Annotated in this window: 21 protein-coding genes and 1 tRNA gene; 17 read left to right on the top strand and 5 right to left on the bottom strand. The window is 32.5% G+C overall.

Annotated features, from left to right (window positions below; translation table 11 throughout):
- Positions 1–103: 103 nt before the first annotated feature.
- From EV145_RS02340 to EV145_RS02300, 9 genes are all read left to right on the top strand, one after another.
- Positions 104–1,795, top strand: coding sequence for a ribulokinase (locus EV145_RS02340; RefSeq protein WP_133523617.1), 1,692 nt, complete (start codon positions 104–106; stop codon positions 1,793–1,795).
- Positions 1,779–2,480, top strand: coding sequence for an L-ribulose-5-phosphate 4-epimerase (locus EV145_RS02335; protein WP_133523616.1), 702 nt, complete (start codon positions 1,779–1,781; stop codon positions 2,478–2,480). The genes EV145_RS02340 and EV145_RS02335 overlap by 17 nt, the downstream gene beginning before the upstream one ends.
- Positions 2,481–2,580: 100 nt before the next feature.
- Positions 2,581–4,089, top strand: coding sequence for an L-arabinose isomerase (araA, locus tag EV145_RS02330; protein WP_133523615.1), 1,509 nt, complete (start codon positions 2,581–2,583; stop codon positions 4,087–4,089).
- 106 nt (positions 4,090–4,195) lie between these two features.
- On the top strand, positions 4,196–5,380 hold the full coding sequence (locus EV145_RS02325) for an aldose epimerase family protein (protein ID WP_133523614.1): 1,185 nt from the start codon (positions 4,196–4,198) through the stop codon (positions 5,378–5,380).
- A gap of 220 nt (positions 5,381–5,600) precedes the next feature.
- Complete coding sequence (locus tag EV145_RS02320) at positions 5,601–6,071, top strand: OsmC family protein (protein ID WP_133523613.1); 471 nt, start codon at positions 5,601–5,603, stop codon at positions 6,069–6,071.
- A gap of 346 nt (positions 6,072–6,417) precedes the next feature.
- Complete coding sequence (locus EV145_RS02315) at positions 6,418–7,737, top strand: tyrosine-type recombinase/integrase (protein ID WP_133523612.1); 1,320 nt, start codon at positions 6,418–6,420, stop codon at positions 7,735–7,737.
- Between the two features lie 22 nt (positions 7,738–7,759).
- Complete coding sequence (locus EV145_RS02310) at positions 7,760–8,377, top strand: hypothetical protein (protein WP_133523611.1); 618 nt, start codon at positions 7,760–7,762, stop codon at positions 8,375–8,377.
- 107 nt (positions 8,378–8,484) lie between these two features.
- Positions 8,485–8,763, top strand: a complete 279-nt coding sequence (locus EV145_RS02305; RefSeq protein ID WP_133523610.1) for a helix-turn-helix domain-containing protein — start codon at positions 8,485–8,487, stop codon at positions 8,761–8,763.
- A 274-nt stretch (positions 8,764–9,037) separates the two neighbouring features.
- The gene (locus EV145_RS02300) at positions 9,038–9,946 is read left to right on the top strand and encodes a hypothetical protein (protein WP_133523609.1); all 909 of its coding nucleotides are present in this window, start codon (positions 9,038–9,040) and stop codon (positions 9,944–9,946) included.
- Between the two features lie 63 nt (positions 9,947–10,009).
- On the opposite strand, the gene EV145_RS02295 is transcribed toward EV145_RS02300, so the two are convergent.
- Positions 10,010–11,149: a virulence RhuM family protein gene (locus EV145_RS02295; protein ID WP_133523608.1), complete on the bottom strand. Its 1,140-nt coding sequence runs from the start codon at positions 11,147–11,149 to the stop codon at positions 10,010–10,012.
- 23 nt (positions 11,150–11,172) lie between these two features.
- A complete protein-coding gene (locus EV145_RS02290) occupies positions 11,173–11,622 on the bottom strand; it encodes a hypothetical protein (RefSeq protein WP_133523607.1) in 450 nt (149 codons plus the stop codon).
- 149 nt (positions 11,623–11,771) lie between these two features.
- Here EV145_RS02290 and EV145_RS02285 point away from each other — a divergent pair, with 149 nt between their 5' ends.
- The 3 genes from EV145_RS02285 to EV145_RS02275 all read left to right on the top strand — a co-directional run bounded on the left by EV145_RS02285 (position 11,772) and on the right by EV145_RS02275 (position 17,025).
- Positions 11,772–12,956, top strand: a complete 1,185-nt coding sequence (locus tag EV145_RS02285) for a hypothetical protein (RefSeq protein WP_133523606.1) — start codon at positions 11,772–11,774, stop codon at positions 12,954–12,956.
- A gap of 7 nt (positions 12,957–12,963) precedes the next feature.
- Entirely contained in the window at positions 12,964–15,366 is a 2,403-nt protein-coding gene (locus tag EV145_RS02280) for a hypothetical protein (RefSeq protein ID WP_133523605.1), read from the top strand.
- A gap of 588 nt (positions 15,367–15,954) precedes the next feature.
- The gene (locus tag EV145_RS02275; RefSeq protein ID WP_133523604.1) at positions 15,955–17,025 is read left to right on the top strand and encodes an AbiH family protein; all 1,071 of its coding nucleotides are present in this window, start codon (positions 15,955–15,957) and stop codon (positions 17,023–17,025) included.
- Between the two features lie 72 nt (positions 17,026–17,097).
- Here the strand turns inward: EV145_RS02275 and EV145_RS02270 are convergent, their stop codons facing one another.
- Complete coding sequence (locus tag EV145_RS02270; RefSeq protein ID WP_133523603.1) at positions 17,098–17,961, bottom strand: hypothetical protein; 864 nt, start codon at positions 17,959–17,961, stop codon at positions 17,098–17,100.
- A gap of 37 nt (positions 17,962–17,998) precedes the next feature.
- Between EV145_RS02270 and EV145_RS02265 the strand changes: the two genes are divergently transcribed.
- The gene (locus tag EV145_RS02265) at positions 17,999–18,838 is read left to right on the top strand and encodes a hypothetical protein (protein WP_133523602.1); all 840 of its coding nucleotides are present in this window, start codon (positions 17,999–18,001) and stop codon (positions 18,836–18,838) included.
- A gap of 580 nt (positions 18,839–19,418) precedes the next feature.
- Here the strand turns inward: EV145_RS02265 and EV145_RS02260 are convergent.
- Positions 19,419–19,498: transfer RNA gene (locus tag EV145_RS02260), tRNA-Leu, on the bottom strand.
- A gap of 299 nt (positions 19,499–19,797) precedes the next feature.
- On the opposite strand from EV145_RS02260, the gene EV145_RS02255 reads away from it, so the two are divergent.
- The 4 genes from EV145_RS02255 to EV145_RS02240 all read left to right on the top strand — a co-directional run bounded on the left by EV145_RS02255 (position 19,798) and on the right by EV145_RS02240 (position 23,548).
- A complete protein-coding gene (locus EV145_RS02255; protein WP_026982505.1) occupies positions 19,798–20,739 on the top strand; it encodes a ribose-phosphate pyrophosphokinase in 942 nt (313 codons plus the stop codon).
- A gap of 126 nt (positions 20,740–20,865) precedes the next feature.
- Positions 20,866–21,477, top strand: a complete 612-nt coding sequence (locus EV145_RS02250) for a 50S ribosomal protein L25/general stress protein Ctc (RefSeq protein WP_133523601.1) — start codon at positions 20,866–20,868, stop codon at positions 21,475–21,477.
- Positions 21,478–22,119: 642 nt separating this feature from the next.
- Positions 22,120–22,797 carry an aminoacyl-tRNA hydrolase gene (pth, locus tag EV145_RS02245; RefSeq protein ID WP_133523600.1) on the top strand — a complete coding sequence of 226 codons (678 nt, stop codon included), beginning with the start codon at positions 22,120–22,122 and terminating at the stop codon, positions 22,795–22,797.
- Between the two features lie 139 nt (positions 22,798–22,936).
- Positions 22,937–23,548 (top strand): superoxide dismutase, encoded by a 612-nt coding sequence (locus EV145_RS02240; RefSeq protein ID WP_035646435.1) that lies wholly within the window; start codon positions 22,937–22,939, stop codon positions 23,546–23,548.
- A gap of 942 nt (positions 23,549–24,490) precedes the next feature.
- On the opposite strand, the gene EV145_RS02230 is transcribed toward EV145_RS02240, so the two are convergent.
- Complete coding sequence (locus EV145_RS02230; protein WP_133523599.1) at positions 24,491–26,389, bottom strand: amidophosphoribosyltransferase; 1,899 nt, start codon at positions 26,387–26,389, stop codon at positions 24,491–24,493.
- Positions 26,390–26,435: the final 46 nt, after the last annotated feature.

The following is a 26,435-nucleotide window of genomic DNA, read 5'->3' as shown; positions in this document are numbered from 1 at the left end:
TGCATTATTTGTAAAAATTCAAAGCTCAATTTTTATTAAGTGTTTATTGTACACTTATAAATGAATTATAATTATATTTGTCATTATCAAAAATGAATTTCGAATGAAAAATTACGTTATAGGATTGGACTACGGAACAGATTCTGTTCGAGCGGTGCTTATCGATACTGAAAATGGGCAGGAATTAGCATCGAATGTTTCTCATTACAAAAGATGGAAAAACAAACAATATTGTGACGCATCGATAAATCAGTTTCGTCAGCATCCTTTAGATCATATTGAAGGTCTGGAAATTACGATTCAAACCGTTATAAAAGAAAGTAAAGTTGATCCGTCGTTAGTTCGCGGGATTTGCATTGATACCACAGGATCTTCTCCAGTTCCGGTTACAAAAGACGGAACGCCACTAGCATTAACAAAAGGTTTTGAAGAAAACCCAAATGCGATGATGGTTTTATGGAAAGATCATACTTCGATTAATGAAGCAAACGAAATCAACGAACTGGCAGTAAGCTGGGGCGGGGAAGATGTTACAAAATATGTAGGCGGCATTTATTCATCAGAATGGTTTTGGGCAAAAATCCTTCACATCGCTAGAGAAGATGAAGCGGTTCGAAATGCAGCGTATACCTGGATGGAGCACTGCGATTTAATGACATACTTATTAATCGAAGATAAAGATTTAAAAACTTTTAAAAGAAGCCGTTGCGCTGCGGGTCACAAAGCTATGTGGCATGCAGACTGGAACGGACTTCCACCAGTTGAATTCTTAGAAAAATTACATCCTTATTTAGCACAGCTTCGTGGTAATTTATACGATGAAACGTATACATCTGATTTAGCAGCTGGAAATTTAAGCAAAGAATGGGCAGATCGTTTAGGGCTTTCTACAGATACAGTTGTGGCTGTTGGAACTTTCGACGCGCATTCTGGAGCTGTTGGAGCTAAAATTGGAGAAAACACTTTAGTTCGTGTTATGGGAACTTCAACTTGTGATATTCTAGTTGGTTCTTATGATGAAGTGGGAACAAAAACCGTTCGTGGAATTTGCGGACAGGTTGATGGCTCTGTAATTCCGGGCTTTATTGGTCTTGAAGCAGGACAATCTGCTTTCGGCGATTTATTAGCTTGGTACAAAGAACTATTAATGTGGCCGACAGAACATTTATTGACTTCTTCAACAGTTTTAAATGAGGCTCAAAAAGAACAATTAAGAGAAGAATTCAGTGATAAATTAATTGTTGAATTAACAAAAGAAGCAGAGAAAATTCCAGTTTCAGAAAGTCTTCCAATTGCTTTGGACTGGATCAACGGAAGAAGAACTCCAGATGCAAATCAGGAGGTAAAAAGTGCAATTTCAAACCTTTCTTTAGGAACAAAAGCACCTCATATTTTTAAAGCCTTAGTAAACGCAATCTGCTTTGGAGCAAAGAAAATTGTAGATCGTTTTGAAGAAGAAGGAGTAAAAATCGACAGCGTTATCGGAATTGGAGGCGTTGCCAGAAAATCGCCTTTTATTATGCAAACATTGGCCAATGTTTTAAACAAGCCAATTAAAATTGCAGCTTCAGATCAGACTCCTGCTTTAGGAGCAGCGATTTATGCAGCAGTTGCAGCCGGAATTTATCCTAACGTAATCGAAGCAAGCCAAAAAATTGGAAGCGATTTTGACGGAGAATATTTCCCTCAATTAGATAAAGTTGCGGCTTATAACAAACTGCTGATCGCTTACGAACAATTAAGTGTTTTTGCAGATCCAACTATTAAAATTTCTCAAAATGAGTTCTCAGTATAAAGATTTAAAACAGGAATGTTACGAAGCCAATATGCAGTTAAATGCATTGAATCTGGTTGTCTACACTTTTGGAAATGTAAGCGCCGTAGACAGAAAAAATGGTGTTTTTGCTATTAAGCCAAGCGGTGTTCCTTATGAAGATTTAAAACCAGAAGATATCGTAATTGTCGATTTTGATAATAACGTTATTGAAGGAACCATGCGTCCGTCATCTGACACGAAAACGCATGCTTATTTATACAAAAACTGGCCAAATATTGGTGGTGTGGCACATACACACGCTACTTATTCAGTTGCTTGGGCACAGTCACAACAGGATATTCCAATTTTTGGAACAACTCATGCGGATCATTTAACAGCAGATATTCCGTGCGCACCACCAATGGCAGATTCGCTTATTGAAGGAAACTACGAACACAATACCGGAATTCAGATTTTGGATTGCTTCAAAGAAAAAAATCTTTCTTACGAAGAAGTAGAAATGGTTTTAATTGGAAATCACGGTCCTTTCGCATGGGGAAAAAACGCCGCAAAAGCAGTGTACAACAGTAAGGTTTTAGAAGTCGTAGCCGAAATGGCGTATCTGACTTTACAAATAAATCCGAACGCACCAAGATTAAAAGATTCTCTAATAAAGAAACATTACAACCGCAAACACGGAAAAGATTCGTATTACGGACAATGATTGTTTAGTCGGTGAATCGGTAAATCGTTTAATCGGTTCCGTTTTTCACGATTAAACGATTCAACAAATAAACAGTTCAACAAATAAACGATTAAACATAATGATAGATATATCTCAAAAAGAAGTATGGTTTGTAGTAGGAAGCCAGGAATTATATGGTGAAGAAACACTTAGAAAAGTAGCTGAACATTCTCAGATAATTGCAAAAGGATTAGACGCTTCATCTTCAATACCAGTAAAAGTGGTTTATAAAGATGTGGTGAAATCTCCTTCACAAATTTTAGATGTATGTTTAGCTGCGAATTCAGAGAAAAACTGTATCGGAATTATTGCCTGGATGCATACTTTTTCACCAGCAAAAATGTGGATTGGCGGTTTGAGTATTTTGAAAAAACCATTATGTCATTTGCATACACAATACAATGCTGAAATTCCGTGGGGATCTATCGACATGGATTTCATGAACTTGAATCAATCGGCTCACGGAGATCGTGAATTCGGTTTCATCATGTCAAGAATGCGCAAAAAACGTAAAGTTGTTGTAGGACATTGGGAAGACGAAAGAGTTCAAAAGAAATTAGGAATTTGGTCAAGAGTTGTTTTAGGTTGGGACGAACTTCAAAACTTAAAAGTAGCTCGTATTGGAGATAATATGCGTGAAGTTGCCGTAACAGAAGGCGATAAAGTAGAAGCTCAAATTCGTTTTGGAGTTTCAGTAAACGGATTCGATTCATCAGATGTAACGAAACATATTGAAAAAGTAACCGACCAACAATTAGCTGATTTATTAGCGGTTTACGAACAATCATACACTTTGACTGATTCTTTAAAAGAAGGAGGCGCGCAAAGAAGTTCTTTAGCGGAAGCGGCAAAAATTGAATTAGGATTAAGAGCTTTCCTTGAAGAAGGAGGATTTGGCGCTTTTACAGATACATTCGAAAACCTTGGAGTTTGGAAACAATTACCAGGAATCGCAACACAAAGATTAATGGCCGATGGTTATGGTTTTGGTGGAGAAGGAGACTGGAAAACAGCTGCAATGGTAAGAGCATTAAAAGTGATGAATATTGGCTTGGAAGGCGGAACTTCTTTCATGGAAGATTACACCTACCATTTCACACCACAAAAATCGTATGTTTTAGGATCGCATATGTTAGAAATTTGTCCATCTATCGCTGACGGAAAACCTTCTTGTGAAGTACATCCTTTAGGAATTGGCGGAAAAGAAGATCCAGCTCGTTTGGTATTCAACTCTCCTGCAGGAGATGCAATCAATGTTTCTTTGGTAGATATGGGAACTCGTTTCCGTTTAATTGTGAACGAAGTAGAGGCTATCAAACCAATGGCTGAATTGCCAAAATTACCAGTTGCAAGAGTTTTATGGGATTGTAAACCAAACCTTGATATTGCAGCAACAGCTTGGATTTTGGCTGGAGGAGCGCACCATACAGTTTACAGCCAGTCATTGACAACAGAATACATGGAAGATTTTGCTGATATCGCTGGAATTGAATTATTGGTTATTGATGAAAAAACTACCGTGAGAGATTTCAAAGATAAGATCAATGCAAATGAAGCTTATTATCATTTGTTTCAACACGGACTTTAATTAGTCAAAAGTCGAAAGTCATAAAGTCCGAAAGTTTTAGTTACTTTGAAGAAAAGACTTTATGACTTTTGTCTTTAAGACTTTACTAACTAAAAAATAACCATTTATGAATGTATTAAAACGTTGTGTTTTCGGTCTGAGCCTTTTGAGTTTGGCTGCAGTTTCAGTTCAATGTAAAAGCGATAAAAAAGCGGATACAGAAAAAGTTGCTACTGATGAAAAAGCCTTGGTAACAATTGAAAAATCAGAGTACGGAACAACTGCAAAAGGAGAAAAAGTCGAAAGTTATAAATTGAAAAACCAAAATGGGATGGAAGTTGACATCATCACGTTTGGCGGAAGAATAACAGATTTAAAAGTGCCTAATAAAGAAGGCGTTTCTGAAAATGTAGTAATCGGATTTAATTCTTTGGCACAATACGAAAAAGAAAATCCATTCTTCGGAGCTTTGATAGGAAGATATGGAAACCGAATTGCGAAAGGAAAATTCACTTTAGATGAAAAAGAATATCAATTGGCAATCAATAATGCGCCAAATGCTTTACACGGTGGGCCACAAGGATATTTCAATGTAGTTTGGAAAGCTGATGAGGTAAAATCTGGTGAAACAGCTTCTTTAAAATTATCTTATGTAAGTAAAGATATGGAAGAAGGTTATCCTGGAACTTTGAAAGTTTTTGTTACTTATACATTGACAAATGACAATCAGTTAGAAGTACTTTACGAAGCGACTACAGATAAGAAAACAGTTGTGAATTTGACGCAGCATTCCTATTTCAATTTATCTGGAGATTTTACAAAAACAATCTTAGATCACGAATTGACTTTAAATGCAGATAAATTAGTTCCGGTTGATGCGACTTTAATTCCGACAGGAAAATTAGATGATGTTGCTGGTACGCCTTTCGATTTCAGAACGCCAAAATTAATTGGAAAAGATATTGCAGTTAAAAACGAACAATTAGAAAGAGGAAAAGGTTACGATCACTGCTGGGTGTTGAACAATCCTGAAAAAGGAAAAACAATTATTGCAAAAGTATACCACGCAGCAAGCGGAAGAGTTATGGAAATGACAACAGACGAACCTGGAATTCAGTTTTACTCTGGAAATTTCCTTGACGGAACTTTACCAACGCGCGACGGAAAAACTTACGCACACAGAACAGGACTTTGTTTAGAAACAGAACATTATCCTGATTCTCCAAACCAGAAAAATTTCCCAACAACGGTTTTAAACCCGGGAGAAAATTATAAAACTAAAACTACTTTTAAATTCTCAGTACAGAAATAGTTTTAGGATTTGTTTATTAGTTTAGTAATTCTCTAAGAAACCTCGAAAGTTATGCTTTCGAGGTTTTTTTATTGGGAAACTGGAGAGAAATTCCATGCAAAGTCGCAGAGTTGCAAAGTTTTTTTAAGCTTTGTTCATAAACTTTGCGACTCTGCGACTTTGCGAGATTAATTCTTTACAACAGAAAATCTTAACTTAGCCATAGCAAAAAAAACGCATAATGAAACATCTATTCAAAGTAGAAGCAAAATGGTCTTCAAATAAAAAACATACAGATTCAACAAAGAGATTTTACAATAAAAGCCATCAAATCCAAATCGAAGGCAAACCAGCTTTAAACGTCTCGGCAGCAAAAGCTTTCAAAGGCGATCCGGAATTATATAATCCTGAAGATTTGCTTTTGAGCAGTTTGGTTTCCTGCCACATGATGTCCTACTTATATGTCTGTTCTCAAAACGGAATAGAAGTCCTTGAATATTCAGACAACGCCGAAGCAACACTAGAAGTTTCTGCAGATGGAAGCGGGCGTTTTGTTGAAGTAAAATTATTTCCGAAAGTAAAAATTGCAAATTCAGATAAAACGGAGTTATCGTTAGAGCTTCATAAAAAAGCAAATCAATTGTGTTTTATAGCTAATTCCTGCAATTTTCCAGTTTTGCATGAGGCGAGTTGTGAGGTTTTCACCATATAAGTAATATAAGTTCACTTAATAGAGCGTCTTAATCTCACAATTAAATTACTTATTATTGTTTAAAAAAGACCATAAAAAAAACCTCTTCGAAAGAAGAGGTTTTTGTACCCGGAGCCGGAATTGAACCCCATCAATTAAGCACTTTTTAATATCTCTTAAAAAACTATCCATACACAGTGTTAACTAACACAAATTCAGTGCTAAATATGATTATATGTCACGATAAAACTATGTAATTAAATTGAATAAAATTGAATGAAATCTTAAATTGGTTTGGTAATGGTTTGGCAACTTGGGCAATTAGTGTTATATTTGGATTGTTCAAAATGTTTCTAATGTTCAAACTATGGCAACCGTAAATTTCAGATTAAGAAGTAAGGCAAACAAAAACGTATCTATAAAAGTTTATTTGTCCACAGGACGTGGAAACGTCATTGAGTTAAATACTGGGTTTTCTATCAACCCAAAAGATTGGAGCAAAGACACAGACCGTCCCAAACAAAATAACACGGAAAACAAAATAATATTTAACAACCTTAAAAAGTTGGAATCTTTTATTTTTGAAAATCTCAATTCTGATCTAGGGAAAGGAATTGTAATTGATTCATTTTGGCTCGAATCAAAAATCAATGATTGTTTTAATCGGATAGAAAAAACCGATGAAGGTCTAATAGTAAATTATATTCAAAACATAATTGACACGGCTGATACTCGAAAAGTAAAAGTAAAAGGAGGGTACAAACACGGTATTTCATTAAGCAGAAAAAACAGCTTTACATCAACAAAAAATATCCTTTTAGAATTTCAAAACAAAAATAAAAAGCAAATACACTTTACGGACATTAATCTGGCGTTGATGGAGAAACTGGAACAGTGGCTACTTAAAACCAAAAAGTACGCCATAAACACAGCTTCAAAGCACATTGCAAACATTAAGACAGTTTGTATTGAAGCCGAAAAAAAAGGTATTCAGGTTAATTCGTATGCTAAACAAATTACCATAGTATCGGAAAGCGACGATGACCGATATATTCAAACCTTATCTTTTGCTGAGTTGGAACAAATACGAACTGCCGATATTAAAAGCGAAGCGCATCAAAATGCTCGCAAATGGTTATTAATTGGGTGCGAAATTGGACAGCGGGGAGGGGATTTAATCGAAATTACAAAAGATAATATCCGATACAAAGGCGGGAATATGTATTTAGACCTGATCCAACAGAAAACAAAAAAAGCCGTAACAGTTGGAATAAGTGACCCATTCATTATTGACATGATAGAAAACAGTTTTCCGTATAAAATCAGCACTCAGAAATTAAATACCTACATTAAAAAAGTGTGTGAAACAGCCGGAATAAACGTATTGACTGAAGGGAAAATATTTGATTCCGGAACTGGACGTAAAAAGTTTGATTTATATGAAAAACACAAACTAATAACGACGCACTCATTTAGAAGATCCTTCTGCAGTAATTACTATAAGAAAATTCCTACTCCCGTACTAATGGGGATAAGCGGCCATTCCAAGGAATCAATTTTTCGTGTTTATATAAATGCACCAGAAGATACTGATGAAAATGCCGATTTGTTTATGAAGTTTTATAACGAAATCCATAAAGACAAAAAGCCTGAAATGAAAGTAATAAAAAACGGAACAAACGAATAAAATAAATTTAAAATTAAAGAAAATGGCAAGAGATTTTATGACTTATGAGAGAGAATTATACAATTATTTATTGAAAAACGAAGACAAAAAACCACTAGATTTTATTATACAGGAGACCAATAAACTAAAAAAAATTTTAGACATAGTCAGTCAAAAAACAGATGAAGATATTAGGAATGAAGTTATGGAAGGTTTTACAGATAAATTAAACATCCCAGATGAAAAAGATATCAATTATTTAGTAAAAACTGGTAAAACAAGATTTGAAGGGACAATCCAACACCTTAAAGACGAACTTAAATTCCTAGAGATAAAAAAAAGGGAGTTAGGTGTAGGAAGTATTGTAGAAACTGAAGAGCTTGATTTGTCAAACTCAACTGCAGTTGAAAAAATAATCGCTTATAATGAGTTAGGAATAATAGAACATATAAGAAATAATGCAGAATTCGGAATAAGCAATAATGCTTTATCAAAGGCTTTAAGTCTATTGTGTGGTGAAAGACCCCAAACGCTAAGACCTAGCTTAAATAGGCTTTCGGACAAGGACACTGATCATAAAGATCACCCCTATCATACTACTAAAACCGTTGAGAGGGTCAAATATTCCCTTATAAAATTAGGTTTTAAATTAAAAAACTAAAAAATGCCTTTCAGAAATGAGAGGTTTTTTTGTATTTCAATCATTTAGGGGAATACCCTATTTTTCCCCATATTTATTTTACACCATAATCAATTAAAAAGTTAATTATGAGTGTAATACAATTTATCCAGTACAGCCCGGATCAACTTCAAAAGGAAATTAACGAGGGCATAAAAATTCAATTAGACGAATTTCTAAAACACTACAAACCCAAGCCACCGAACGAATATTTAACCCGTCACGAATTGGCGCAAATGTTTAATGTAGATATTTCAACAATTCACAATTGGTGTAAACGAGGTATTTTACAGCCGAGAGGCATTGGAGGACGTGTCTATTTCCTGCGCTCCCAAGTAGAAGCAAGCATACAGCCTTTAAATGTTTAGGCCATGAAACATTTCAGAGAAAAAACAAGAATCCAATACTTACTTATTGGATTGAAAAAATGTGAGCCTGTATCAGACGAATTACTGATAAGATTGCTAAAACGTTTAGGCGTTTACTCTAACTAAACCATGTTAATGGTTAACTCAAAACTTACGAAAACGAGAGTTATTGTGGCTCTCGTTCTTTTTTTAAAAGTGAAGCTTCACTAGGCATCTTATAAATCTCAACGAAGATATTCAATTGATCGATTTTATAAAAATATTAATTAACGATATGCCACCCTCTACTTTTGAGGCAAATCCACTATTACTATTTGAGCAAAGAAACGTCTCAGATGAAGGTGTTTTATTCCCTATATTGGATAAAAATAAAATACAAAAACAAAACCGAAACGGGAACTTACTTTATAAGATGCCATATAAAACTGCTTTTTTTCAGGGGTTAAAATTCACGATCTGGGAAACCGGACGAATTACCATGGAAGGGAGTTTGCATAAATACTGGAATAATGGAGCGCATAACTACAATGATTTCGACATAAAGGCGATTTTAACTGTTTTGCAGGATTTAAAAATAAAATTTGGTATAACTCCTGGTCAATCTATTTTGAAAAGATTAGAGATTGGTGTTAACATAAATCCCCCAATTCCTACAAACGAAATTTTAAGTAAATGTCTTTTACACAAGAATAAGCCGTTTGAAGATAAAATGAATTCTGACGAAGGAAGGTATAAGCAAGTAGAGCACTCTCAGTACATGCTTAAAACGTATAATAAAGCACAACATTACATTTCAAAAGGATTTGAAATTGATGGCGAAATTATGCGTTTTGAAATTAATTTCATCAAAATGGAAAAATTGAAGCAAAAAAATATTTATAATTTAGAAGATTTACTCAATTTCGGACTTCAAAACTTCAAACAAGATCTCGTGAATGAATGGCAAAACGTGTTATTTTTTGACAACACTATCCAAATAGATTCTTTAGATATTAAATTAGGAATTAAATTACTGAAATATTCAAATGTGGAATATTGGTTACAGCTTCTTTTCAATAATCAAAAGAAAAACTTCATTTACCATAAAAACCAACTTCGAAAAATAACTGCTGATCATTCAGAAAATTTACAAAATGAAATCACCAAAATCATTGAAAAAAAGATTGATCTTTTAAATATTTAGGCTATCCACTTTGACCATATAGTTAAACGGTCAAAATGGATAGTCTTCAGTAATTTTTGACTCTTAGTCTTTTGGATTAGAATTCAGTCCTTTTTTAAGGCTTTGATTGAATTTTGCTAACTCAGAAACGGACTTTAATGATAAAGCATTTACCTTTAATGATTCGCTTTCTTTGGGTAGTTCACCGGTGCTTTTTATGTTTTCAATAACTTTGTCAAAATCGGATTTATACTCTAAATCTTGAATAATTCTAAATTTTTCAAATTCTTTCTCAGCAAATTTTTTCGCTACTTCTGTTCTCATCTTACCTGCATCTTTCAAAATATCATATTCATTAAATTTTAAAAATGTATCAAGTCTATCGACCCATTCATTCATTTTCATAAGCTTATTTCTCTTTGCTTGTAATTCAGCATAATCAAGATACATATTCACTAAAATATTTAGCTCTGATATTTCTTCTTCTGACAAATAATTTTTGGCAACACCAACATCTGTTTTTAAGATTTTACCCCCTGTTTTAGAGTTTTTCCAAGTAGTTAAACCCATATTAGGCTTCTTAGAGTTTGCTCGTAGCTTTACTATTTCAGGAGCAGTATGATGCGTTATAGCAAATTCAAGTTTGTTTTGAACAGTTGCAAAAAAGGTTTGCGTGATAGGGGCTTTAGGATCGTAATCTACCGCTGTTGCATATATATCAGTAATCTTTTGGTAGAAACGTCTTTCACTCGCGCGTATTTCACGTATCTTCTCTAATAATTCGTCAAAGTAGTCTTTACCAAAAAGAGTTTTCCCTTGCTTTAATCTATCATCATCAAGCACGAAGCCTTTTTTAAGATATTCTTTTAAAACTGAATTTGCCCATATTCTAAAATACGTAGCTTTTTGTGAATTAACTCTGTAGCCAACGGATATTATAGCGTCTAAGTTGTAGAATTCAATATTTCTTTGAACATTTCTTTTTCCTTCTTCTTGAACTGTCAAAATTTCTTTGACAGTTGCGTATTTATTTAACTCTCCTTCACTATATATGTTAGTTAAGTGGTAGCTTACTGTTTGTTTGGTTGTTTCAAAAATCTCTGCCATAGCATTTTGAGAAACCCAAACAGTTTCATTATTTTCATCCAATACGACTTGAATATTTATATTTCCCTCCGAAGTGGAATAAAACATGAACTTATGTTCATTCTCTAAATTAAGCATATGTCAATTCTTTATAAGTTATTTTATTTACTGTTTTGAAATCTATAAGTTAAATCATTTGGTTCTAAATCTTTAGCTTTATCGTCAGATTTATTATCGATATCGATTCTAAAACAATTTCTAATTCGCTGTATCATAAACCACGCTGATTTTTGAGTGATGTTTAAATCGCGACCTAATTGTAATGAAGAAATTCCTTCTTTTCGAGATGTTATAATCCAGATGGCAAGAAACCATTTTTGTAATTCAATTTTAGTATTATCGAATAAAGTATCTGTTTTTACATTGAAGTATTTGCCTGAATTTTTGCAACGATATTTGTTGTTCTTACATTTATAGACTTTTGAGTTCGAATCAAAAGGGCTGATAACTTGCCCGTTCCAACGCAAAATTTCCAAATGTTCAATGCAAGTTTGTTCATTTGGAAACGTTTTAATTAAATCAAAAATTGATGTGAAATCTTCGTTTATCATTACCTTTTTTTTATTGCAATACAAATATAAGAAGTTAATTACACCAGCACAAGTTATTTGGTGTAAAATAATATATAAGCAACTAGTTTATTAAGTATTATATTTACATTTAGTACTTACTTTTAAAAAGCACTGCAAAACTTATTCAAATGAAATCAGTTATTAAGATTCCCAAAGGAATAACCTTAGAAAAACTTGAAGATTTATATGGAAAACTCTATAAATCAAGTATAGATACTGATATAGAAATTCCATTAAGTATAGATTACAGAGGATTTGGTATTTTACCCGGATTCTATTTACTATTATTCACTTGGATGCGGGAAAAAAAGGGTAACGTAATCATTCAAATAGATATCAATAATGCTGAAGCTTTCAAAAGTTTTTCTCTGGATTATTATGGTTATGTTGTTTTGTCTACATTATGGAAAGAGAGTGAATTTATTAACCATGAAGGCATTGCTTTAAAAAAATATTTTAAAGAGCATACATCTTTTATGCATAATTATATTGATTCGTTATCTGGTGATCTGCCTAAAGAATCTATAATGATACCATGCTTTGATCATTATTCATATGAAAAAGGGCTCTCCCATTGGTTCTATGCAAATGACTTTAGTTATATTGATACTCCCTCAGGATTAGATAATTCCTTATACCATATTATCAAGAAATTATCTATAAATTATCAAGAAAGAATGAAGAGGCATTTTCGGGATTCGTTTGATAGTATGTCCAAAATTGTATGGGAACTTTTAAAAAATACAGATGAACATGCTAAAAAAGATTATTTGGATGAAAGCAAGCTACAGCCAAATACACGAGGATTATTTATGCGGATACATCGAAGTTCTAAGAGTGGATTTATAGAAGGTACCAACCATGAAGGTTTAAAAAAATATTATCGAGCATCTTTTTATCAAGAAGACGCAGATTGTTTTTTATTAGAAATTTCAGTTTTTGATAGTGGTCCAGGTATGGTTAAGAGATTTTTAAGTTCTTCATACAATAAAGAACTTACAATTAATCAAGAAATAGATACTGTTAGAAAGTGTTTGATTAAAGGGCAGACGTCTGTGGGGGGTGTAGAAGGAAAAAACAAAGGTTATGGGTTAGATGAAGTTTTAAGGTTGTTAAATGATAAACGAGGATTTTTAAAAATTAGAACAGGAAGATGTTCTATTTATCGTGATTTGATAAACTCACCTTATAATAATACGCAAAATACTGAGCAAGTTGAGTTATTTGATTGGCTTAGTGGTTCTAATAATATCTATTCGGAAATGAAGAACACGGAAGGAACATTAGTAACACTTGTTTATCCATTATTATAATCAGCCTATGAAAAGTTGCTACCTCTATAGTTTTTATAAAGAAGTAAAAATCGAAGGTAAAGGTGATCAAATGCAAAATCATCTTGTTATTTTCTTTCCTTACAAATCACATACTGATATTGAGTTACAGCTTCGTAACTACTTTCAAAACAATACATTGCCGGATCAGTTAATTATTATTTGTTTAGAATTTAATAAAAGCAAGATTGAGGCTTTATTTGTTAAAGATTCTCCTATTTATAATTACATACCTAAATTTGAATTTGATGAAAATCACAATAATATTTGCTTAATTGCTCTTGATTCTTTGGGAAATTTTACAAGTGTAATAGGGATTTGTCCTTCTGAAGTTTATATTGATGAAATTTATAAGCGTGGACTTATAAAAATATTCATTAAAAATGGTGGATTGATTGTTTCACAAACTGCAAATCATTTTGTATTTCCGTCAGGTAAGCATAGTAATCGTTTTTTAAGAACAGGAAATGTACTTATAAATGGAAATGAAATCTTTTTTATTGCGTCAGCATTAATTCGATATTTCAAAAGAGCGAAGTTTGAAACCCTCTATTCGGATACGTCATCAATAAATTCCTTAGCATTTGCTTACATAAACTTATTAAAAGAACTAAATCCTGAATTTACTGAATCTGTCCTTGTTGAAAGTTTCGGATCTTATAAAATGTTTGAAAAGCTAAAATTTAAAGCTAGGCGTGATACTATTTTTTTAGTTTCATCTTCCACTTCCGGAAGTATCCTTAAAAGAATGACGGATGCTGAGAATAAATCAAACAATATAGACCTAAATAATATTGCTATAATATTTGGTTTGAATGTAAAAGCGCCATACGACGCCCAAGTACTTTGTGATTTATCATTGGATAAAAGTAATAGAGATTCTTTAGATCCAATTAAAAGTTATAATGTTAAAAAAGGGGAAATTTGTAACTTTTGTATTGAGGGATCAAAGCCATTAAAAGTTGAAGGAGATGTATTCCTTTTGGAGAAGCCGATTGTTTCGAGTTATTTGGTTAAACAAGCTGATTTGCCTGTATATTTAAGAAATTTCAGTTCTTATTATAAAAAGGAAAACAAAGATTCTGAACCTCTTATTAGATGTTATCATAAAGAAAAATCATTTAATGAAAAAAAGTATGAAATTTACATCGATCTTTTTAGAATTTTCGACGAATGGGTAAATAAGGACGAGACAACACATCCCTATTATGCTATTTTTTTAAAACTTGAAAAATATATACTACAGAATATACCAGCTTCTCTAAAATATATGATCGTGCTTCCGGATGATGCATCTTTTAGATTGGCACAGATAATTATGCAAGTTATTAATGAACATGGATTTAATTTTCAAGAAGAGCAAATATTAAGAACTGACGAAGAGTTGAAAAAGAAAATTGACAAAAAACAAAAAGGTTCAATTGCAATTATAAGTTCGTCGATTGTTACAGGCAGAAATTTATTGTATTTAAGTCGTGCTTTACGTGATTATGAAAAAACTTATCAGAGAATATTCTTTACATTTGCTAATAGAACCAGTAATAATGAGCAATTTGAATTTCTGGAATCAAATTTAAGTCTTGGAGAATTTGGAAAAGGAACTCATAAGATTTTTAATGTAGAAAAGATTCACTGTACAGCAGAAGCACAGGAAACTCCATGGCACAAAGAAGAAAATATTATAAAACAATTTGAAGAGTATTTTGAAGCGTCTGAAAAATTTGATATAATTAAAAAATATTGTAAAAAACGACTAACTGAACTTTCTGAATGTGGCAGAAATAAAGGCTTAGCGAATAACTTGTTCTTTCCAAGTTTAAAAAACGAGGCTTTAAAGCTAAGAACAGGTTTTGCATTTGCTCCTTTTACTTCCGGAGCAGCTCATAATAACTTTATTAAAAAATCTAAACAATCCGAAATCTATTTTATAATCTCCTCAATTCTTAATGAATTGAGAAATAAAAACATATTCTTACAGAGCGAATATGTTAGAAATCTGCTTGATCCGGGAAATTTTGTGAGATATAATGATGGTATTATACAAGCATGTTTTTTAAGAGCTGCGAAAAGTGCTGAAATTGATTATAGTCTGTCCGAAGAGGATAGCTTAAAAATGAAATCAATTTTAGGTGATATGATACTTCATCTTAACGATGATCATGCTGAGGCACTGAATGAATTTCTTTATGCGATAGCAATTAAAAAGCTCAGAATGACTTCTGGAACTTTAGAAGATTGTATAGAGTTACTGAAATTGCAAGGATATTATACTAAGGGTGATAGTATTTTAAAAGGTCTTGTGAAATATATTGAGGATAAGGTAATAGTGCGTATTGTCGTCGAGGAGAAATTTAAAGAGCTTACTCCAGTAAATATAGTTGAAAATGAATAAGGTTGTATTTTTTAATTTATGTCTTATTTCTGTATAAAATATATATTTTAGCACTCTATATACTACATATGGATAATCCCATAGCGTATTGTTTTTAAAATGGCGATTTCATTCACTTTTTTTTCCAAGAAAGAAAGCTTTAAAAAAAGCACTCATTTTTATTGGAGAAAGCATTAGTAAACTTAATTATAAATGATTATTTACATGTATTTTGCAATTTCTTTAATTTGGAACACTTTAAAAGGGAGATAATTTAAAAGCAAAAAGAATTGTGAACGGAAATGCATTTTACGGTTCCTTCTTTTGATTTAGTTCTAAATTGATTAAGCTTCAGTAAATAACTAAGTAAAAAAAACAAAATTCCAATTACGCAAAATACAGTTTAAAGCCATTCAGGAATTGGTTTGTAGTGTGTTTACCAATATGAAATAACTGTGCGCTAAGTATAGGTTAAATTTTATTGTAAACTTAGCGAAATTGGATAAATGAAAATCTATAATAGTCTTTTTTAGTTCTGCCAGTAACTTATAATTATAAATAAAAAAACGGCTATGCGAGTGTTTTTTTATATGTTTGAAAAAAATATTTATGAATAGATTAATTCTTATAGGAAATGGCTTTGATCTCGCTCATGGTCTAAAAACTAGTTACTATCACTTCATTTCAGATTATATTTCTAGGGCAATAAATAATTTGTATATAAATAATAGCCACGAAGATCTTTTACTGTCCCTTGATTATAGATACGGTGCAAATATTTACAATAATATTGAGCCTCATATAACTCCTGACGTTGCTTTAAGGCAATTTGCTTTACTACAGAAATCTAGCGACTATTATACCGTTAAAATCAAATCTTCATTCTTGAGAGAAACAATTAATAAAATTAACACATTGAACTGGGTTGATTTGGAAAATGATTATTTTGAAAGGTTGATAAATTGTAAAGGACAATTTGTATTTGATATTAAAAAGGTGAATAAAATTAATGAAGAATTTGACTTTTTAAAGAAGGAACTTGAATCTTATTTATTGGATATCCAATCGAAGGGTAATGTAAATTATTCAGAAGAATTAACTAAATTATTTTATGAAGAAATTAAGTACAGCGATATTGTAACATGTAAATTGAATTCAGATATCATTCCTAACAAAATTTTATTCGTCAGTTTTAATTATACAAATACAATTGAAAAATATTTGACCTTTTTCAATATGGCACAACAAGTTGACGTCAATTATATTCATGGTAAGCTTGATCTGTCGGAGAATCCGATTGTATTTGGGTTTGGGGATGAATACAATAAAAGTTACTTAGAATTTGAAGAAATTAAATCGAATGAATTATTGACTCATATTAAGTCATTTGGATATTTTAATGCATCCAATTATCATGATCTTATAAAATTTATTGAAGATGATCATTTTCAAGTTTATTCATTTGGACATTCTTTAGGATTGTCAGATAGAACTATGTTAAGAGAAATTTTCGAAAATGAAAACTGTAAATCCATAAAAATATTTTACCATAGTGATAGAAAGGACTACGTAAGTAAAACATATGATATCTCTAAACATTTTACCAATAAGGGACTTATGAGGAAGAAAATTGTTCCATTCACCAAATCATCTGCAATGCCTCAACCAAAAGAGAAATAGCTTTATATTTAAGAAAAATAATATTATTTCAATTTTTTTAAAAGCCATTTAGTTGATTGGCTTTTTGTGAAATTATTGTAGATCTAGACCATTATTTAAATATTCAAAAAGTAGAAGTCCTATCATAGTCATTTTAGTTTGAGTTATGCCAAAATTTGTAATAGGTGCGATTAGACCTAGTTTTTCATATTTTTTTAATTCTGGAAGACTGATATTGTCAGGATTAGCTTCAAAGGACTTTACAAAGTTGATATAATTCTGCTTATCCAGGTCATTAAATTTTTCACCTATAATAATCATTTCTTTTACATTTTCGAGCTTGACATTTCCATCAACTATCAATGGATTATTTTTTAAAAAGAACTGTGATTGAACTGTTAAAACTTTAATTTGATTTTGATATTCATTTTCTCTTTTTCGAAATTGTTCTAATGATTTATTGTGGCGGTCGAGATCTTCCTGATTTTGTTTTGTAAGTGTAGAGTTTTCTAATTGTAAAGCTTCATTTCGTTCCTTTAAATGACTAATTTCACTAGTTCCTGCTTTTGCATCTGCTACTTTTCTTTCCTCTGCGGCCTCTAGTACTTTTTGTTTTAATTTATCAATTTTAGCCGTATTTTTCTTTTCGAACTTAGAATTATCATAATATTTTAAAACTTTATCAAAACCAAGATTTATATATGGGAGTCCTAATACATAGAAAAGGGCTATTAAAAATGGAATTAAGTAATTTTCCCAATGATTTCTCCAATTGCAGTATTGATCTTCAATCCATTCTATTCTGCAATGAATTGGCCAATCGGAATAAAATAATATTGCTAAAATTTTCCAGTTAAAAATCAAATACGAAAGAATAAATGATCCAACAAATGGGCTTTTTATGCGGTCTCGATAACTATCGTAAATACTTTGAAAAATTTCTTTTACTGTTTCCATATTTAATTTAGAATTTTAGCAAACATAGTATTATTGTATGAAAAATAACTATAATATTTTTTTGGTTATGTTTGCTAAAAAAAATATTATGACGTTTCCCGATTTAATAAAGAATTTACTCGATTCTTCAAAAGAAAGACTGAAGACACCAATTGTTGGTTCATTTATTCTTTCGTTCTTGTTTTATAATTGGAGGGTGCTAGCACTTTTGTTTTTTTCAAAAGCCACTATTGAAGATAGAATTATAGTGATAAATCATGAATATCTTGGTTTTTTAGCATATTTCTGGCCGTTTATTATTGCACTTGGATATAGTTTAGGAGTGCCTTATTTAATGAAATGGATAGATCAAATTTTAGTCGGAGTTAAAGAGGTGAGGAGGCAACATATTTATAATGCAAAAGACAGTACACTCAGATTAAAAATTAAACTTGCAGATAAGGAATTAGAACTACAAGACAAAATTTCAAGAAATAAAGACAAGCAAGAATTGTTGGATAAGATTTCTGAAATGGAGTCTGATAAAAGCAAAATACTGATGGAGTTAGATGAAGTTGCCGAGCGATCTGCTGAGTATCAAAGGAATATATTAGATTTAAATAGTGAATTAAATAATTTTGTGAATTTGTCAATAAAAGATTCTTACGAGATTATGACGAATCTCTCAGATAAAACTTTATCAACTCTAAAAACATTAGATTTTGATAAGAATAAAAATATTGACCCCTATTTAATTAATGATGTAGATTTTAGTACTCTAACATTTCACAATATTTTTGTTCCTGGCAAGGAAGGAAATTTCAAACTTTCAGTGTTTGGTAATAAATTTATGGAATTATTAAAAGATGAATATCAAGCTAACAAGTCAGTTAACTAGTGATAAAATAAATAAAGGGGAATCCGCACACTTAAGTATGCCTTCCTGAACTACTTTTTATTTATTTATATTGATAATCATTAATTTAGAAATGCAAAATTTATACAGATAATACCAAGTTTGATTTTAATTTTTAAATTAGAACAAAAAAAGGGTTTCATTTCTTAAAAAGATAAGTTTATTTTTGTGTCTTATTTAAATTGTTATCACGCATTGCGTCTGTTAGTATTTTTGCTTTGAGAAATATTAAGGCACTATATTATACCCCATGTCACATGTAAAACTTTAAAAACTAAAAGTTAATTTAAAAAGGGGGTGGGGTGTCTTGCTAAATTTTTTTTTTTTCAAAACTTTTAACTTTTTTATTGACCTAATATTATTTCTGCGTAAAAAGTAAAAAACAGGAGTTGTTCAAGCTCCTGTTTTGCGTTGTTCAAACGCTGGTTTAAAATTGGCATCGTAAACCTATGCAAATGTAAAATTATTTTAGTGTTTTTGAAATGGTTTGGCAATGGTTTGGTAACTTGAATAAAAAAAAGCCTGTAATGCTTGAAAAACAAGTAATTACAGACTTTTTAAGTACCCGGAGCCGGAGTCGAACCGGCACGGTTTCCCACAGGTGTTTGAGACCAGCGCGTCTACCAATTCCGCCATCCGGGCTTAGCAGACGAAAAACAATCAAAAATTTGATTATTTTAACGCAATAGAATAAGTAATTATGATGTCATAACTGTGCTTATTCCTTTAACACGGTGCAAATGTAAAAAATAAAATTAAATCAACTACTAAAAATACTTAAATTTTTCCTTTCAGTGTCCAATAAATTTTATAAATTTGCACCTCGTTAAAACGACGCACACACAACTAACTACACCCGAGGCATTTATGCATCTTTTACTTTAAGTAAAAAATAAAGTTAAAATGTAGAGAATGCAGCGGAGCAAAAACAACAAATTATAATGTCGCACCTAGAACCAGAAGCTAAAATTTTTGCTTGTTCACAAAGTGTTTATCTTGCAGAAAAAATTGCAGAACAATACGGAATTCCGTTAGGAAAAGTAACGATGTCAACGTACAGTGATGGTGAATTTCAGCCATCTTACGAAGAATCAATTAGGGGTTTACGCGTTTTTATCGTGTGTTCAACTTTTCCATCGGCAGATAATTTGATGGAATTGTTACTAATGATTGATGCTGCAAAACGCGCATCGGCAAGACATATTACAGCTGTTATGCCTTATTTTGGTTGGGCAAGACAGGACAGAAAAGACAAACCAAGAGTCCCGATTGGAGCTAAGTTAGTAGCTAACTTATTAACTGCAGCCGGAGCAACAAGAATCATGACAATGGATTTGCATGCAGATCAAATTCAAGGATTCTTTGAAAAACCAGTAGATCATTTATTTGCGTCTACAATCTTTTTGCCTTACGTGCAGAGTTTAAATTTAGAAAATTTAACCATCGCGTCTCCAGATATGGGAGGATCAAAAAGAGCTTATGCGTACTCTAAGTTTTTAGAATCAGATGTAGTAATCTGTTACAAACAAAGAAAAGCAGCCAACGTTATTGATACTATGGAACTGATTGGTGAAGTAAAAGGTCGTAACGTAATACTAGTAGACGACATGATCGATACAGGTGGAACATTAGCGAAAGCGGCAGATTTAATGATCGAAAAAGGAGCATTAAGCGTTAGAGCAATTTGTACACACGCTATTTTATCAGGTGGCGCTTACGAAAAAATTGAGAATTCAAAATTAAGCGAATTAATAGTTACCGATTCAATCCCATTAAAGAAAGAATCAAACAAAATTAGAGTAGTGAGTTGTGCACCTCTTTTTGCCGAAGTTATGCACATGGTGCACCACAACAATTCCATCAGTGGAAAATTTATAATGTAAGAAGCAGTAAGCTTTAGGCTATAAGCCGTAAGCAATGTTACTCATTAAAAAACTAAAAGCTTAAAGCGTATTGCCTAAAGCCTATAGCAAACAAGAATATTTATTTAATAACTATATTTTTTTACAATGAAATCGATTACAATTAAAGGATCAGAAAGAGAAAGCGTGGGCAAAGTGTCAACTAAAGCCTTACGTAATGCTGGAGCGGTTCCTTGCGTGTTATACGGAGGAAATCAAGCAGTACACTTCTCAGCAGACGCTGCAGCGTTCAAAAACTTGGTTTACACTCCAAACGCACACACAGTTGTGATTGAGCTTGGAAAAGGAAAATCATTCAATGCAATTTTGCAAGACATCCAAGTTCACCCAGTATCTGACAAAATTTTACACATTGACTTCTTCCAATTATTTGATGATAAAGAAATCACAATGGAAGTTCCAGTAAAAATCGTTGGTACATCTAAAGGTGTTCTTGCGGGAGGTGTTTTACGTTTAAACACTCGTAAATTAAAAGTTAAAGCTTTGCCAGCAAATCTTCCTGATTTTGTTGAAGCTGACATCACTCCACTTGAAATGGGTAACAAATTATACGTTACTAAAGTTGGAAAACCTGAGTACAAAATTATGCACCCAGACAACACAGTTGTTGCTCAAGTAAGAATTTCTCGTGCTGCTATGAAAGCTGCTCAAGAAGCTGCAAAAGCTGCAAAAGCTCCTGCAAAAGGAAAGAAAAAATAATTTTTTTCAAATCAATACAAAAAGCATCAATCGAAAGATTGGTGCTTTTTTTGCTTTTAAAGGTTCTGAGTTGCTAAGGTGCTGAGGTTCTAAGGAAAGGTACAAAGGTACAAAGGTACAAAGGTTCATAGGTTCATAGGTGCAAAGGGCTTTTTGGTGCACTCAAACTAAAGGGAAACTATGCAAATAAATCCGTGTCATACGGGTTCCATTCTTAGCGCACCTTGCGTAAAACCATCGCGAACTTTGCAGTTAGATGTAATTATCTAATTGACACATTTTCTAATTTTTTAGAAGCAGAAGTTTCAGGTTTTTAAAGACATGACATTCCTGCCATCCACTTGTATCTTTTCCTTGCTAAAGGAGCAAGAAAAAGGATACCGCTGCTGTCAGGGCTACCAAGAATGATTCATTTCTATAAGAAAGAGATTCAAAGGTGCAAAGAGACAAAGGGGCAAAGTAAATCTGCGTCATCCTCGTCCCATTCTTAGTGTGCCTTGCGTAACCCCTTGCGAACTTTGCGGTTAAGATTAAATTATCTAATTGCCGCATTTTCTAATTATCTAATTGGCGAGTTGCCACATTCTCTAATTATCTAATCAACCAATTGGCACATTCCCTAATTAAGTTTATTTTTGCATCATGATAAAATGGATAACAAAACTGTTTTCATCAACACAAAAAGAAGAGAACACTGAAGACAATATGAAACCGGAGGTTCACGAACACCAAAAAAACAATATAAAAAGCGTGAGTAAAAAATATTTAATAGTAGGTTTAGGAAATATTGGTGCAGAATACGTAAACACCAGACATAATATCGGATTTAAAGTACTAGACTTTTTAGCTCGAAAAGAAAGCTTATCATTCGAAACCGTAAAATTAGGTTCGCTTGCAGAATATAAATTTAAAGGAAGAACTTTTTTTCTTTTAAAGCCAAACACTTATATGAATCTTAGCGGAAAAGCGGTAAAATATTGGATGGATAAAGAAAATATTCCATTAGAAAACATATTTGTCATTACCGATGATTTGAATCTTCCTTTCGGAACTATTCGCATCCGTAAAAAAGGAAGCGATGGAGGTCATAACGGACTCAAAAACATCAACCAAATATTAAACACGCAGGAATACACCCGTTTTAGATTCGGAATCAGCGACGAATTCAAAAAAGGACAGCAAGTTGATTATGTTTTAGGTGATTGGGATGAAGATGAAAAAGCAAAAATGCCAGAACGATTAGAAGTAGCATCTGAAATTATAAAATCTTTTGGAACAGCCGGATTAGAAAATACGATGACAACTTTTAACGGAAAGTAAAGATTTATAAGTATTTAACTTTTAAAAAATCGATTTATCGATTAATTTAATTGAATTATAACGAAATAGTATTTTCAATTACAAAGTTAAATGTCTAAATTTGGAATAAATTATTATAAACCATAAAAATCCTAATATCATGGCTTTTGAATTACCACAATTACCTTATGCATATGATGCATTAGAACCACATATTGATGCTCGTACGATGGAAATCCACCATACAAAGCACCACAATGCATATACAACAAATCTTAACGCTGCAATTGCAGGAACAGATTTAGAAGGAAAAACAATTGAAAACATCTTAATCAACTTAGATAAATCAAACGCAGCAGTTCGTAACAATGGTGGAGGTTTCTACAATCACAATTTATTCTGGACTGTAATGTCTCCAAACGGAGGCGGATTGCCAACTGGTGATTTATTAGCTGCAATCGAAGCTTCTTTTGGAACTTTCGAAGAATTTAAAGCAAAATTCGCTAAAGCTGGTGCAACACAATTTGGATCAGGATGGGCTTGGTTAACAGTTCAAAAAGGTGGAAAATTAGAAGTTGTAGGTACTCCAAATCAAGACAATCCATTAATGCCAGAAGTTGCTGGTAACGGCGGAACTCCAATCTTAGGAATGGACGTTTGGGAGCATGCTTACTACTTAAACTACCAAAACAGAAGACCAGATTATATTGAAGCTTTCTTCAGCGTAATTAACTGGACTGAAGTTGCAAGAAGATTTGCTTTAGACAAGTAAGAAGAAAATAGAGTAAAGAATAAAGAAAAAAGACGGATGGCTTGATAGCTATCCGTCTTTTTTTAGTTATATAGTTAAAAAATATGCGCAACAATCTTTATTCTTTGCTCTTTATTCTATTCTCTTTCCTCTAGAAATAAAATAAAAAAGGCGGAATCTCTTCCGCCTTTTTTGCCCCAAATCTACCATAAACTTAACCTACTAATGTTATGGTTCAGTAAATGTATGGCAGCTATATTTATGAAAAAAACTTTTTAGACGAATGGCAAATATATCCGATTAAGTAAAGAGTAAAGAGTGAAGAGTGAAGAGTGAAGAGTGAAGAGTGAAGAGCAAAGAGCAAAGAGTAAAGAGCAAAGAGCAAAGAGCAAAGAGTAAAGAGTAAAGAGTAAAGAGTATAGAACAAAGAGTATAGAACAAAGAGTAAAGAACAAAGAGTAAAGAGTAAAGAAGTAAGAGTAAAGAAGTAAGAGTAAAAAAAAGAGGAGCTACCTTTGGCAGTTCCTCTTTTTTTAAATATGATTTTTTTGCTTTTGCACTATGTTGAATAATCTTTACTCTATTCTCTTTCCTCTAGAAATAAAAATAAAAAAGGCGGAATCTCTTCCGCCTTTTTTGCCCCAAATCTACCATAAACTTAACCTACTAATGTTATGGTTCAGTAAATGTATGGCAGCTATATCTTTAAACAAAATTTTTTAGATGAATGGTCAATATTTTCGATGAAGTGATTCTAGAAGTCTGTTTTGTAAATACTTATCTGAATAAAATAAAAAAGGTGGAATTGCTTCCACCCTTTTTGCCCCAAATCTACCATAAACTTAACCTACTAATGTTATGGTTTCCCAAAAGTATTGTAGCTTTTCATTTTTACCAAACAAACAGGATGAACGGCAAAAAAAACCGATGAAATGCACAAATTAACTTTTTCTTAGTATTTTCTTAGTACGCTCGAGCGTCTTTTCCTTCGTAAAAATTCATAAATGCACGATTTACAACTCGATTTCCACCTGGAGTTGGATAGTCTCCTGTAAAGTACCAGTCGCCTAAATTTTTAGGACACGCAATATGTAAATCTTCTACTTTTTGGAAAATGATTTTTACTTCAGCGTTGATTTCTGGAGAACTTAACATTTCGGCTATCTTATCTGAAATTTCTTCTGGTGTAAATTGATCGTAGATAGCTGTAACATAATTTACAACATCTTTATCGGCGAAATTTTCTTGTGCTTTACATTTAGCATAAACTTCGTCAACAATATGGTATAAGTTTCTTTCTTTTAATAACGTCAAAGCCGCTCTAAAAGCAACAAGCCCTTCTAGTTTTGCCATATCGATTCCGTAACAATCTGGATAACGAATTTGTGGCGCCGATGAAACGATTACGATACGTTTTGGATTTAAACGATCCATCATTTTAATGATGCTCATTTTTAAAGTTGTACCACGAACAATACTGTCGTCAATAATAACTAAATTATCTTCTGGTTTAATTACGCCGTATGTAACATCGTAAACGTGCGCAACTAAATCGTCACGACTACTGTCTTCGGTAATAAAGGTTCTGAGTTTAGCATCTTTAATGGCAACTTTCTCTGTACGAATTTTTACAGCTAAAAGTTCCTGAAGTGTTTCAGTAGTTAGTGTATTTCTGTTTTCTAGAATGTAATTGTTTTTTCTCTGATTCAAGAAATCCTGAGCAGCTTCAACTAAACCATAAAAGGAAGTTTCGGCTGTATTTGGAATATAAGAGAAAACCGTATTATCTGTATCGCTGTCAATGGCGTCAAGAACTGCAGGTAAAATTAATTTTCCTAAGTTTTTACGTTCCTGATAAATTTCAGCATCACTTCCTCTTGAAAAATAAATTCTTTCAAACGAACAAGCTTTTTTAACAGTTGGTTCCAAGATTTGATTCATCGAAACTTTTCCGTTTTTCTTTATAATCAAAGCGTTTCCTGGATCGATTTCCTGAACACTTTCAAAAGGAACATTAAATACCGTTTGAATAACAGGTCTTTCAGAAGCTACTACAACCACTTCGTCATCCTGATAAAAATATGCTGGACGAATTCCGGCTGGATCTCTAAAAACAAATGCATCACCATGACCTAATAATCCAGCCATTGCGTAACCGCCGTCTAAGTTTTTAGCAGAACGAGCTAATATTTTTGCAATATCTAAACGCTCAGCAATAACTGGTGAAGCTTCTCTTTTTGAATAACCTTCAGTTTTGCAGTCTTGGTACAATTGCATTACTTCTTTATCTAAGAAGTGACCAATTTTTTCCATTACGGTAACAGTATCTGCCATTTCTTTAGGGTGCTGTCCTAACTCAACCAAGTTTTCGAAAAGTTCTTTAACATTTGTCATATTAAAGTTTCCTGCCAAAATCAAGTTACGGTGCATCCAGTTGCTTTGACGCAAAAATGGGTGTACGCTTTCGATGCTGTTTTTTCCAAAAGTTCCGTAGCGAACGTGTCCTAAAAACAATTCGCCTACATATGGAATTTCAGATTTTATTTTATGAATATCGTCAGCAATTTCAGGTTTTGCTTTTAACTCCTCGCTGATTCGCTCGTTGATTTGCTTAAAAACATCTTGAATTGGTTGTGCATGATTAGAACGAACTCGGCTTATATAGCGTTGTCCAGGTTCTACATCTAATTTAATGCTTGCAAAACCAGCGCCGTCTTGTCCGCGGTTGTGCTGTTTTTCCATCATTAAATACATTTTCTGAATTCCGTAAAAAGCAGTTCCGTATTTTTCTTTATAATATTCAAGCGGTTTAAGAAGTCTAACTAAGGCTATACCACATTCGTGTTTTAACGCGTCGCTCATTGTTTTTTTGTATTTTGTGTTGTTGTAAGTTGTGTGTATTAACGTA

This window comes from Flavobacterium sp. 245, assembly GCF_004362055.1.
Taxonomy (GTDB): domain Bacteria; phylum Bacteroidota; class Bacteroidia; order Flavobacteriales; family Flavobacteriaceae; genus Flavobacterium.
The sequence above is the reverse complement of the archived record's forward strand: the minus strand, read 5'-3'. Positions and strand labels throughout refer to the sequence as shown.